A 13734-nucleotide genomic window follows, 5' to 3' on the forward strand; every position below is an offset into this window, starting at 1 on the left:
TAATTTCTTGAAAACATGTTAAAAAAGACATCTTATACCGCCCTGCTATCCATTGGCCTCTTGTTTGGTTCTTCCTGCGACAGCTACCTGGACCTGAAGCCCAAAGACGGCATTGTGAGGCAGGAGTTCTGGCAGACCAAGGAGCAGGTGGCGGCCGCGGTGAACGGCTGTTACGCCTCGTTGCTGGCCCCGCCGCTGGTGGAGAACCTGTTTCTCTGGGGCGAGTTGCGGGCTGACCTGCTGCAGCCCTCCTCTGGGGTGCGTGGCAGTGAGCTCAACGTGATCAACGTGAACATTGAGGCCACCAACCAGATTGCCAACTGGTCTGCGCTTTACACCACCATCAATTACTGCAACACCGTGATTGAGTTTGCCCCCCAAGCGCTGCAGACCGATAACACGCTCACCCAGGCCACCCTCAACGCCTACGTGGGCGAGGCCCTGGCCCTGCGCGCGCTCATGTACTTCTATCTCACCCGCAGCTTCGGTGATGTGCCGCTGGTGCTCAACGCCACCTCCAGCGACAAAGTGGACCTGCAGGTTCCCAAAAGCCCGCAGCGCGAGGTGCTGCTGCAGATTGTGAAGGACTTGAAGAAGGCCGAGGAAGGTTTATTGACCAATTACGGTACCCAGGACCTAAACAAGGGCCGCATTACCAAGCATGCCGCCAACGCCATGCTGGCCGATGTGTACCTGTGGCTGGAGGACTATGAAAACAGCCTGGCCGCCGCAGACAAAGTCATCAACTCGGGCCAGTTTGGGCTTTTGGCCGGGGACAATACCTGGTTCAGCACGCTCTTCTACCAGGGCGGCTCCAATGAAAGCATCTTTGAGATTTACTTTAACCAGATTCAGCAGAACCCTTTCCACAACATGTTTGCGGCCAGCACCAGACGGTTCAGGGCGGCCATCAAACTGAACGAGGAAATCTACACCAGCGATCCCATTGACCCCACCAACAAAGACATCAGGGGAGACGGGGCCGCCCTCAAAATGAATGACAACACCATCTGGAAGTACCAGGGCGTGAACTCCAGCGTGGCCCGGTCCTCGTCAGAGTCTACGGCGCATTGGTTCGTTTACCGCTACGCGGATGTCCTCTTGATGAAAGCCGAGGCCCTGAACCAGGTGGGCCGGGGGCAGGAAGCCCTTAACATCATCCAGACCATCCGGGAGCGCGGCAACGCCCTGCCGGCCACAGAGAAAGTACTGGCTCCCGATGACAAAGACGGCATCACCGATTACATTCTGGATGAGCGGGCCCGCGAGTTTGCCTTTGAGGGCAAGCGCTGGTATGACCTGCTGCGCAACGCCAAAAGGAACAACTATGAGCGCATAGACCTGCTGCTGGGCATTGTCTCCACCACGGCCTCACCCGAGAACCAGCAGTCGGCCATTACCAAGTACCGCGACCACAACAGCCACTATTTCCCCATTTTCCACCGGGAGATTGAGACCAATAAAAACTTAGTGCAGAATCCTTTTTATCAATAATCAGAGGTGCTTCAAAAAGATACTATTATGGAAAACAGATTCCCAATAAGTAAGTACCTGGGCCTGGTGTCTGCCATGCTGCTGTTGCTGTTCACCGTCAATGCCTGCCAGGATGAGGATTTTGAGATGACCACCACCTCAGACGTGAACATCACTGAATACCTGAAGCAGGAGCCGGGCCGTTTCTCGCTCTTCTCCAAGATTCTGGGCATTACCAAGGCAGAGGGTTCGCTGTCGGCGTACGGCACCTACACCACCTTTGTGCCCACCAATGCCGCCATTGAGGCTTACCTCCGGCAGCAGGGCAAAGCCTCGGTGGAAGAACTGGAGGTAAACGAGCTCACCAACCTGGTCAGATTCCACCTCATCCGGGACACCATTACCACCAAAGACTTCACCGACGGCAAGCTGCGCACCGCCACCATGAACGGGCAGTACATCATAACCGGCGCCCAGAACGTGGGCGGCGAGACCAAGCTGACCATTAACAAGCAGGCGGTGCTGGAGCAACCCGACATTAGGGTAGGCAACGGGATCATCCACGTGATAGACAATGTGCTCAAGCCCTCCAAGCAAACGCTGGCCCAGATGATCAGCGGCAACCCAGAGTTCTCCATCTTCAGCCAGGCCCTGCGCGAAACCGGCTTGTATGATGTGCTGAATGTGCTGCCCGAGAATCAGCCAGATTCTACCAAAATGTTCAACACGGTGCTGGTAGAGTCAAACGCGGTGCTGGCCAAGGCGGGCATCAACTCCTATGAAGAGCTCAAGGCCAAGTACTCAGACACGGGCAACCCGGCCTCGCCGGCAGACAGCCTGTACCTGTTTGTGGGATACCACATCCTGCCCGGGCTCAAGTACCTGCCAGACGTTTTCACGGCTCCGTCGCACCCCACCCTTTCTCCGCTTGACGTGGTTACCACCAAACTGGTGGGCAGTACCATCCTGATCAATGACGACACTTTTAACGGAGTTCATGAAAAAGGGGCCGAAATCAACCGTACCGCCAGCGATAACTCCGCGGCCAACGGGGTATTCCACATCATGGAGGCCCCTTACGCCATCAAGGTCAGGTTCCCTTTTGCGGTGTACTGGGAAGTAACCGACCAGCCCGAGATCAGGAAATTGTCTAACTACCGCAAGGGCAACAGCCCCAAGTACAACCCCGGTGACCTGCAGGATGTGAACTGGCAGATGGGCTCAGTGCAATACATAGTAGCGCCCGAGGCCCGAAAGTTCTACGTGTACAACAACGACTTCCTGCAGTTTCCGGCCCTGAGAACCAATGTGGCGGCCAACAGCTGGATTGAGTTCAAGACCCCGATGCTGGTGAAAGGCCGGTACAAAGTGTGGATCTGCTTTATCCGGCGCGGCGGCGGGGGCGGGGTTCAAGTGTCGTTCAACGGCAAAGTGCTGCCCAAGATCCTGAACCTGAGAGAGAGCCTGCCGGGCGAAGTGCTGGTGGGCAGCCACTGGACCTATCCGCAGGGGGTAACCCCAGAATCACTGGAGGCGCTGGGCAAGAAGATCACCTTCGGCGGCAGACCCGAGGCCCAGTTTGCGGTGCCGTACTACAACAACCCCAACCAGACCATAGATTACTACCGCGACAACTACGCGCTGCTGGCCGGCACCATTGACGTGGAGAAAACCGACCGCCATACCCTGCGCATGGACGCGGTGTGGGAAGGCAGCGGCGACGTGCAGTTTGACATGATCCACTTCATCCCAGAAAACGAAGACCAGCTGTGGCCTAAGTTTAACCCAGACGGAACCATTGTGCCCAAGCCCTAACTAACACATGGCGCTAATGCGAGTTGGCGCTGCAAAACCGCTGAAAATGACTAGTAAGATAAACACGGTACTTGTGCTCCTGGCAGCTTTCACCCTGGCGTTTACGGGTTGTAAAGATGCGTGGGAGGAGGAAACCTCCATCACAGACCAGGCCCTGCGGGCCAACCTGCTGCAGAGAGTAGAGGAAAACCCAGACCTAAGTAAATTTAAGGAGTACCTGACGCAAACGGGCTATGACCAGGTCCTTGCCTCCTCCAAGAAATACACAGTCTGGGCGCCCACCAACCAGGCCCTGGCCAATCTGGATGCCGCCATCCTCAACGACCCCGAGCAGCTGAAGAAGTTTGTGGCCAACCACATTGTGAACCAGGCCTACACCCGGGGGCAGGCCACCGAACTTCGGCTGAAAACCCTGAACGGCAAGTACGTGAAGTTCCACGGCACCCGGCTGGAAGACGCCCAACTGGTGCAGGGCGACACCTGGGCCAACAACGGCATCCTGCACGTGATCAACAAGGCGGTCATGCCTAAGATGAACGTCTGGGAGTACGTGCAAACCACCGCTTACCAGCAGAAGGACGCGATCCTTGCCCTGGATTACACGGTGCTTGACCCCAACAAGGCCGAGCAGACGGGCGTGGACCCTTCCACCGGCAAGCCCATCTACAAGCCGGGCTCCGGCGTGGTGGCCAAAAACCACCTCTTTGACAAAACAGGCCACCTGGGCAACGAAGACCAGGAGTACACCTTCATCCTGCTCACCAATGACGCCCTGGCCGCCGAAAAGGAAAAGTTGAAGCCCTACACCAACGGGGGCAACCCCGACTCTACGGACAAGCTCGCCTCTTTGTATGTCATGAAGGACCTGGCGTTCAAAGGACTGTACCTGCCCGAAGACCTGCCCGCCTTCCTGTATTCTGAGGATGGCGTGAAAGTGCCCCTTGACAAAAGCGCCATTGTAGACTACCAACTCACCAGTAACGGAATTGTGTACACCATGCGGGCCGCCGATGTGCCGCTGGCCGATAAGCTGGTGCCCAGAAAGGTGGAAGGGGAGGAGCCGGTAGGCTTCAGCCGTACCGACAAGGCCGCTAACATCACCTACCGTCTGAGAAGGAATCCTGAGACCGGCCAGCTCTTCAATGACATCTACATCTTCAACCATAAGGTGCCGCTCTTCCATGTTAAATACCAGCTTGCCAACGTGTACAGCGGCACGTACAAAGTGTACTGGGTGGCGCCCAATGACGTGCAGACGGTTAAGTTCAAGCAGCGCTTCGCCGTGAACGACCCCGCCTCTGAGCATTTCCCCGAGACCGAGGTGGCCCTGGACAATTTCAAGGAAGTGTACGTGGGCGAGTTCACCGTGGACCAACTGGGCAACCTGGACCTCTACATAGTAGGCGCCGACAACGGGGTGGACCAGACCAACTCCATCAGCTTAGATTACTTCAGGCTGGTGCCCCAGCTCCCATAAAACAGTTGTAGTTAGTGGTTTAACTGAATGATATGCAAATATTTACCCAACTAGGTAGGAATTCCCTGTGCCTGATTTTTCTAGTCTGCTCTTTCTCCGTTTGGGCGCAGAATCAGGAAAACGGGCAGGAAACGGGCGCAGACCAGGTACAGCAAGAGCCGGCCCAGAAACGCTCGGGCCTGAAGGCAACCGGCACCGTGCGGCACGCCACCACCGGCGAGCCCTTGCCCGGCATCAACATCAGCATCCCCGAGTACTCCGCGGCCCTGACCGACGAGAAAGGGAACTTTGCCATTGAGGTACCTTCGTATGAGGCTACCTTGCTGCTGAGCGGCCAGACCATCCAGAACAAGCAGGTGGCGCTCAAGGGCAGGCAAGACGTACAAGTAGCCCTGCACGAAGACGCGTTCAGCTCGGTGTATGAAACGGCCCTGCTGCCCAGCGGGTCCCTCGCCAGGAACCAGATTCCTTACAGCGTGGCCACCCTCAACATGTCCGGCAACTGGGCGCAGCCCTTTGAGACCGCCGACAACTTTCTGCAGGGCCGGGTAAGCGGCGTGGACGTGACCAGAAGGTCAGGCACGCCCGGGCAGGGCGCCGAAATGCTGATCAGGGGGTTCTCTTCCCTCAATGCCAGCAACCGGCCCCTCATTGTGGTAGACGGCATGGTGTACGATGATTATTCCTACGGAAAGTCCATTCTCTCGCAGCACATCAACAATCCGCTGTCTAACATTGACATCAAGGACATTGACAACATCACGGTGATCAAAGACGGTGCTTCGCTGTACGGTACCAAAGGGGCCAACGGCGTGATCCTGATTACCACCGCCCATGCCAAGGAGCTGGCCACCAAAATTGACTTTGCCGCGTACGGCGGGGTGAACTTCGCGCCTAAAAACCTGCCCGTGATGGACAGCCGCAACTTCAGGCTGTACCTTGCAGACATCCTGAAGTCAAGCGGGATGACCGATGCCCAGATAGAGGCCCAGCCCTACATGAACGATGACCCGGCTAACCCCGAGTACGCCCGCTACCTGTCCAATACCAACTGGCAGGACAAGGTCCTGGCCAACAGCACCAGCCAGAATTACTACATGAAGGTCACCGGCGGCGACAACATTGCCAAATACGCCTTGTCGGTGGGCTACCTGGAGAACAAGGGCATTGTGCGGGAAACCAGCCAGCAGCGGTACAGCACCCGCTTCAACGCCGACCTGAACCTTACTCCCCGGCTCAAGGCGGTCACCAGCCTGTCGTTTACCTTGAATGAGCAGGACCTGAGCAACCAGGGCCTGGACTTTGTGACCAACCCCATTCTGGCGGGTTTGGTGAAGGCTCCTTTCTTACGGGTGCAGCAAGTGACCCCTGAAGGCATTGAGTCGCCCAACCTGGCCGATACCGACGTCTTCAACAGAAGCAACCCGGTGGCACTCATTAACAACGTGCAGGCCCAGGACCAAAGCTACCGCTTCTTCGGGTCGGCTAAGTTCATGTACGCGCTTACCAAGTACAGCAGCGTGAACTCCCTCATAGGCCTCACCTTTGACAAAGTGCGCGAGAACCTCTTTATTCCCCGCCTGGGCGTGGCCTCTGAGGTGCTGGACAACGCCATCGCGTTCAGTCGCCTGGGCAACCGGGTGCAGCGCTACTACTCTCTGTACAATGACTCGTACTACGCCTATAACCGCTCCTGGGCCGGCGGGCACAGCCTCACCGGGAACGTGGGCTTCCGGTACAGCAACATCAGGAGCGAGGAAGACAGAACCTACGGCTTCAACTCCCCCACCGATGACTTCACCACCGTGGGTACGGGCGAAAGCTCCCTGCGCGCCTTCACCGGCGACATTGGCGAGGCAATCTGGCTGAACACCTACCTGTCGGCAGATTACAGCTGGCTGAGCAAGTACCAGTTGAGTTTTAACCTGTCTGTTGACGGTTCCTCCAGGTTTGGCAGGCAGATTTCCAATGCTCCGGCCATTGGCGGCAACCGGTTGGCGGTGCTGCCCTCTGTGGCGGCGGCCTGGGTCCTTTCCTCAGAAAGGTTCATGGCCGGCCTGAGCAACGTAGACCTCTTGAAAGTAAGGCTGAGCTACGGCCTCACCGGGAACGACGACATTGGCAACTACACCGGCCGCCAGTACTACGTGTCCAGAAACCTGTTGGGCGCGCAGGGCACCATCAGGGGCAATCTGGCGAATCCGGCCATTAAATGGGAAACCAATACCAAACTGAACCTGGGCGTGGAGACCGCCTTGTTCAATGAGCGGCTCTCCGTGAGCGTAGACGTGTTCCAGAACAAGACCACGGACATGCTGGTGTACGAGCCGGTGCTGCCGGCCTCGGGCTTTGACTACGTGCTCACCAACAACGGGGGCATGAAGACCAGGGGGGTAGATGTTTCGGCGTTCAGCCGGGTGCTGGACAAGGCCTTCAAGCTGGACCTGGGCCTCACGCTTTCCTCTTACCGGAACGAGATCACCCGTCTGCCCAATGACCGGCTGCTCACCGACTTTGCCGGGGCCACCATCCTTACTGAGGTGGGCCGGCCCGCCAGCCAGTTCTATGGCTACAAAACCAACGGCATTTACGCCACCCAGGCCGATGCTGCCAACGCCAACCTCAGCACCCGCTTGAGCGATGGTAGCCTGGTGCCGTTCCAGGCGGGCGATGTGCGGTTTGTGGACCTGAACAACGACAACATCATTGACCAGCAGGACAGAACCATCATTGGCGATGCCAACCCAGACTTCTTCGGGAGCCTCAGCGGGAACCTGTCCTGGAAACGCTTCTCTCTCTCGGCCCTTTTCACCTTCCGGAGCGGCAACGACATCTACAACGCGGTGAGGGCCAACCTGGAGTCGGGCAGCACCACCCAGAACCAGTTGGCCAGCGTCATGAACAGATGGCAGTTTGAGGGCCAGAACACCTCCATGCCAAGGGCCAACTTCGGTGACCCGCTGGGCAACAACCGCTTCTCTGACCGCTGGATAGAAGACGGTTCCTACCTGCGGCTAAGAACCATCTCGGTATCGTACGCCCTGCCGGTGAAGCCTGGGTTTGTGAAGAATGCCTCGGTGTACGCCACGGCCAATAACCTGTTCACCAGCAGCAGTTACCTGGGCTATGACCCCGAGTTCAGTGCCGCGGGCGGCCCCATTGCGCAGGGCATTGACGTGGGCATGGAGCCGTTGTACAAATCCATCCTGTTTGGAGTGCGTGTTGGTCTGTAATTTTTGATAGAAGATGAAGAAGATAACCCTAAAAATAGCCACCCGTTTTCTGGCGCTCAGCATGGGTCTGGCGGGCACGGTGGCGTGTGAAGACACGTTTGACACCACGCCCAAGAACGCTGTAGACTACAAGAACAACTACCAGGATATTTATGACGCCGACGCCGCCGTGACCGGCATCTACGGGGAGTTCCTGTACCTGGCCCGGCAGTACGAGGTGCTCAATGAACTGCGGGCCGACCTGATGAGTGTCACCCCCAACGCAGATGTGTACCTGCGGCAGATTGCCACGCACAATGTCTCGCTTGACAACCCGTACGCAGACCCCAAGCCGTTCTACAAGGTAATCCTGAACTGCAATGACGTGCTCAAGAACCTGAAGATCATGAGCGAGAACAACAAGATCACGCAGGCCGAGTTTGACCAGAGGCATTCAGACGTGCTGGCCCTGCGGGGCTGGCTGTACTTTCAGCTGGGCCTTCACTTCGGTGAGATCCCGTACGTGACCGAGCCCATGGAAGACGTTGCCGATGTGCAGAACAGCGCCAACTTCCCCCGGGTGAAGCTCCAGGACCTGGTGCCCAAGTTGATTGCCGAGCTGGAGGCCCTGCCGTTCAAGAACCCTTACCCAGAGTCCAGCTCGCTCAACACTCAGATAGACGGCTACCCTACCAAGCTGCTCTTCATCAACAAGTACTGTTTATTGGGCGATTTGTATCTTTTTAACAATAACTACCGCCAGGCGGCCATTGCCTACAAGAACGTGCTGGAGACCACCACGCCGCTGGGCGAAGGGGCCGGCTACACCTACTACAACACTTACATGGGCAGCAGCGGCACTGACAATGATGCCATCTCGGCCTCGGCCTGGCAGACGTTCCTGTCCCGCTCCCCGCAGGATAGGGAATTTCAGGCCGAGTGGATCTGGGCCCCGGTGTTTGACAAGAACTTCCAGCCGCAGAACCCGTTTATTGACCTTTTTTCCAACGCGGGCGGTAAATACCTGGTGAAACCCTCCAAGCAGGCCATTGAGAACTGGCAGAACCAGGTGCAGACCAACGATGCGCCGTATGATCTAAGGGGCGAGGACAATTCCTACAAGATCATCAACGGGCAGCCGGTCATCATGAAGTTCCTGTACAACTATCTCAACGGCACCACCGGCATTCCGGTGAACCTGCTGGAAAAGAGCGGAAAATGGTTCCTGTACCGCGCCAGCCTGCTGCACCTGCGCTACTCAGAGGCCGCCAACCGCGAGGGCCATGACAAGATTGCCTACGCGTTCCTGAACCAGGGCGTGCGTACCACCTATAACTTCAACCCCAACGCCACCGCCGTTGACGACAAACAGGCCACGTTCCTGCCGTTCCCCTATGATCTGGACGGCCGTAAATTGGATGCGCCCCGCCACCGGGGCAAACACCACCGCAACCTGGGCATCAGGGCCCGGGTGAACACCAAGCCGTCACTCATAGATTCGGTGCGGTTCTTTGATATGTCTGACCCTAAGCGGTTTGACAAGCCGGTGCTGGACGAAGCGGCTTTCACCCAGTACATGGAAGACAAGATCATAGACGAGGCGGCCCTGGAACTGGCCTTTGAGGGCAACCGCTGGCAAGACCTGGTGAGAATTGCTCTTAGAAGAAATGACCCGGCCTACCTGGCCGACAAAGTGTACCAGAAACTCCAGAAAGAGGGCAACCCCGAGGCCTCGGCAGTACGGGCCAAGCTCATGGACAAAAACAATTGGTTCCTGCCTTTCCGGTGGAAATAACCCTAACCTAATACAACCCTGGTGAAAAGCTGCCCCTGACAAGGGCAGCTTTTTTTATGGCCTTGCCGGCCCAATCGGTCTGCATGAAATTTTTACCCGCCTAACAGGATACGGCAGGATAATATCATGCAAGTTTACTTTTATGTTTAGGACTGTAATAGGAGAAGCCCCCCGTTGGCGGGTCTGCCCCCAGTTTCTTATAGTAAGGCGCCTTTGAGCAGTGCCCGCTGCCGGTGGTTTTAGGGCTGTTTTCTGGAAAACGGACCCAAAACACAGAAACTGGGAAAACCGGTGAGCGGAAGCGCGGGAGTGGGGCAAAGGAGGGTTGGGAAAGAAGCAAGTACAGTAGTAACCGAACGAAAATAGCAATAGATGAAGACAACCCTCCTAAAGGCTATAGGAGCCCGCGCCGCCAGGCAGACCCTGGTAGCCGCCGCCATCGCGGGCCTTTTCAGCTGCAGTGCGTCAGACAACAACACTACCAGCGGGGAAGGCACCGGTAAGATAGACCGCAAGGCCCTGGTGACCCGGCACAACGTGCTGCTGACCAAGCCAGACACCCTGGCCTCGCTCACAGTGGGCAACGGCGATTTTGCCTATACTGTGGATGTGTCGGGCTTGCAGAGTTTCCCGGAGGCGTATGACCGGGGCGTGTCGCTGGGTACGCAGTCGCAGTGGGGCTGGCACGTGATCCCCACCGACCAAAACTACACCCTGCAGGACGTGGCTCGTTATGACACCGCCGCCAATGGCAAGGTGATTCCGTTCCCGGTGCAGCACAAGGGCACCGGCCGCAAGGTAGACGCCATGAACTGGCTGCGCACCAACCCGCACCGCCTCCATTTGGGTATGGTGGGTTTGGTGTTGACGAAGGAAAACGGCCAGCAGGTACAACTGCAGGACCTGCAGCAGATCAACCAGAAGCTGGACCTCTGGACCGGCAAAATAGAAAGTAAGTACCAGGTGGAAGGCGTACCGGTGACCGTGGAACTATACGGCCACCAGGAGCAGGACGGCATCTCGGCCCGCGTGACCTCGCCTCTGATTTCTAAAGGACGGCTGAAAGTCTCGCTCAAGTTCCCCTACGGCGCCACCTGCCATGTGTGCCCCGGCACCGACTGGCAGAACCAGGACAAGCACTCCACCACCGTGGCCCGCTCTGAGTCCGGCACCAACCAGGTGCAGTTGACGCGTACCCTGGATTCTACCGTGTATTACACCAGCGTGAAATGGAACCAGGCCGGTCAGTTCAACGAGAAAGCCAGGCATCAGTTTGAGCTGGTGCCGTCGGCCGAGGAAGAAAGCCTGGAGTTCAGCGTGCTGTTCACCCAGAAGCAAAGCAAGGAAGTGCCTGATTTCAAGGAGACCCAGGCCAGCAGCGAAGGCGAGTGGAAGAAGTTCTGGACCGAGGGTGGTGCCATTGACTTTGCCGGCTCCACCGATCCGCGGGCGCATGAACTGGAGCGCCGCGTGATCTTGTCGCAATATCTGACCAAACTACAGTGCACCGGCGATTTACCGCCGCAGGAAACCGGTCTTACCTTCAACAGCTGGTACGGCAAACCACACCTGGAAATGCACTGGTGGCACGGCGTGCACTTCGCCCTCTGGAACCGGGTAGACCTGCTGGAGAAAAGCTTGCCCTGGTACACCAAAGTTATGCCCAAAGCCCGGGCTACTGCTAAATGGCAGGGCTACGACGGCGTGCGCTGGCAGAAAATGACCGACCCCAACGGCAACGAAAGTCCGTCCAGCGTAGGGCCGTACCTGGTGTGGCAGCAGCCGCACATCATTTACTTCGCGGAGCTGGTGTACCGCCAGAACCCCACCAAGGAGACCCTGCAGAAGTACCAGGAACTGGTGTTTGAGACGGCCAAGTTCATGGCCTCTTTCCCCACCTACAGCGAGAAAGACAAGAAATACCACCTGGCCTCGCCCATCATTCCGGCCCAGGAACTGTTCCCGGCCAAGGAAACCAATGATCCTCCGTTTGAGGTCGCCTACTGGCATTTTGGCCTGAAAGTGGCGCAGGAGTGGCGCAAGCGCCTGGGCTTGCCTGAAGACAAGAAGTGGCAACAGGTGATTGACCAACTGGCCCCGCTAGCGGTAAAAGACGGGCTGTACCTGCCCAGCGCCACGCATCCGCAGGCCTATACCAATGACTTCTACCGCCGCGACCACCCGGCCGTGGTAGGCGCCTACGGGTACCTTCCCCTGAGCGAAAAGATTGACACCACCATCATGAGCCGCACCTATGAAGAGATCTTGAAGAAGTGGCAGTGGAATACCACCTGGGGCTGGGATTACCCGCTCATGGCCATGAGCGCTGCCCGCCTGAACAACCCGGAGAACGCCGTGGATGCCCTGTTCATGGACGTGCAGAAAAACACCTACCTGCCCAACGGCCACAACTACCAGGACGAGCGCCTGCGCATTTACCTGCCGGGCAACGGAGGACTACTCACGGCAGTGGCCATGATGGCCGCCGGCTGGGACGGCGCCCCCAACCGGCCTACCCCGGGCTTCCCCAACAACGGCAAGTGGAAGGTGAAGTGGGAGGGCCTGCACAAAATGCCTTAGTGGTTGGGTAGTTTGCTTCCTGTTTCAGGCTTTTTTTCAAAAAAATAGGCCTGAAACAGGAGCGCTACAGTAAGGGGAGGACAGATTCCTGCCGAAATGTCCAAAACAGGTCCTAAACGAAATCTAGAAAAAAGTGCAAGTTGACATGAGAAGGTATACCTGGTTGAAACGCGTTGGTGAGGCAAAGAGGCGAGGCCTGCCCGGTCTGTTGCTGGTCCTCCTGCTGGTGCTCACGTCCAGCACGCCGCCTACCAACAAAATCCCGGCCTCGCTGAAGTGGTCGGAGCGGATGGCGCTGTCCATTAAGAAGAACAACCCGGAGCCCTGGATGATTGAGTTCTCGCAGAAACCCGTCTGGAGTTATCCGCAGGGCTTGGTGCTGCACGCCATGGAGAAAATCTGGCGGCAGAACCCTAAGCAAAATCAGCATTACCTGGACTACATCAAAGCCTACGCCGACCTGCTCATTGACGGGAAAGGGAACATCAAAACCTACGATGTCTACACCTTCAACCTGGACATGATGAACGCGGGCAAGATCCTGTTCAACCTCTACGAGCAGACCAAAGACGAAAAGTACAAAACCGCCCTGGTCACGCTGCGCAACCAATTAGAGTGGCAGCCCCGCACCACCCAGGGTGGCTACTGGCACAAACTGCGCTACCCCTGGCAGATGTGGCTGGACGGCGCCTACATGAGCGCGCCGTTCCTGGCCCAGTACGGCAAAACCTTCCATGACCCCAAGGCCTTTGACGTGGTGGCCAGCCAACTCATCTTATTGGAGAAACACACCCGCGATGCCAGGACCGGCCTCCTGTACCACGGCTGGGACGAAAGCAAACTGCAGCCCTGGGCTAACCCGCAAACCGGCACCTCGCCCAACTTCTGGGGCCGCGCCATTGGCTGGTACGCCATGGCCCTGGTAGACGTGCTGGACTTTTTCCCACAGGAGCACCCTAGACGGAACGACATCCTCCAGATCCTTCAACGGCTGGCCCCGGCCCTGCAAAAGTACCAGGACCCCGAGACCGGCCTGTGGTACCAGGTGGTAGACCAGGGCAAGCGCGAAGGCAATTACCTGGAAGCCTCGGCCTCCAGCATGTTCGTGTACGCCCTCGCCAAAGGCGTGAACAAAGGCTATTTAGACAAGAATTTCAGAAAAGTGGCCGAAAAAGGGCACAAAGGCCTGGTAGACCACCTCATTCAGGTGAAACCAGACGGCGAGGTGAACCTCACGCAGGTGTGCGCCGTGGCCGGCCTCAGCGCCGACCGCGATGGCTCCTATGAGTATTACGTGAAAGAAAAAATCAGAACCGATGATCCCAAAGGCACCGGCCCCTTTATCTTAGCCAGCCTGGAGTTAAACAAGTAACCTACCTATT

General features: G+C 57.3%; 7 protein-coding genes. All 7 read left to right on the plus strand.

Annotated elements, in window-relative coordinates; translation table 11 throughout:
* Nucleotides 1-15: 15 nt before the first annotated feature.
* The 7 genes from JT718_RS00850 (at nucleotide 16) to JT718_RS00880 (ending at nucleotide 13724) form a co-directional block, all read left to right on the plus strand.
* Nucleotides 16-1494: a RagB/SusD family nutrient uptake outer membrane protein gene (locus JT718_RS00850; protein WP_205499777.1), complete on the plus strand. Its 1479-nt coding sequence runs from the start codon at nucleotides 16-18 to the stop codon at nucleotides 1492-1494.
* 27 nt (nucleotides 1495-1521) lie between these two features.
* Nucleotides 1522-3288 carry a fasciclin domain-containing protein gene (locus JT718_RS00855; RefSeq protein WP_205499778.1) on the plus strand — a complete coding sequence of 589 codons (1767 nt, stop codon included), beginning with the start codon at nucleotides 1522-1524 and terminating at the stop codon, nucleotides 3286-3288.
* Between the two features lie 46 nt (nucleotides 3289-3334).
* Entirely contained in the window at nucleotides 3335-4765 is a 1431-nt protein-coding gene (locus JT718_RS00860; RefSeq protein WP_205499779.1) for a fasciclin domain-containing protein, read from the plus strand.
* Nucleotides 4766-4797: 32 nt separating this feature from the next.
* Nucleotides 4798-7998 (plus strand): SusC/RagA family TonB-linked outer membrane protein, encoded by a 3201-nt coding sequence (locus JT718_RS00865; protein ID WP_205499780.1) that lies wholly within the window; start codon nucleotides 4798-4800, stop codon nucleotides 7996-7998.
* Nucleotides 7999-8011: 13 nt separating this feature from the next.
* Nucleotides 8012-9772: a RagB/SusD family nutrient uptake outer membrane protein gene (locus JT718_RS00870; protein WP_205499781.1), complete on the plus strand. Its 1761-nt coding sequence runs from the start codon at nucleotides 8012-8014 to the stop codon at nucleotides 9770-9772.
* A gap of 372 nt (nucleotides 9773-10144) precedes the next feature.
* A complete protein-coding gene (locus JT718_RS00875; RefSeq protein WP_205499782.1) occupies nucleotides 10145-12352 on the plus strand; it encodes a hypothetical protein in 2208 nt (735 codons plus the stop codon).
* Between the two features lie 145 nt (nucleotides 12353-12497).
* Nucleotides 12498-13724, plus strand: a complete 1227-nt coding sequence (locus tag JT718_RS00880; RefSeq protein WP_205499783.1) for a glycoside hydrolase family 88/105 protein — start codon at nucleotides 12498-12500, stop codon at nucleotides 13722-13724.
* Nucleotides 13725-13734: the final 10 nt, after the last annotated feature.

Source organism: Rufibacter psychrotolerans, assembly GCF_016924645.1.
Lineage (GTDB): Bacteria > Bacteroidota > Bacteroidia > Cytophagales > Hymenobacteraceae > Nibribacter > Nibribacter psychrotolerans.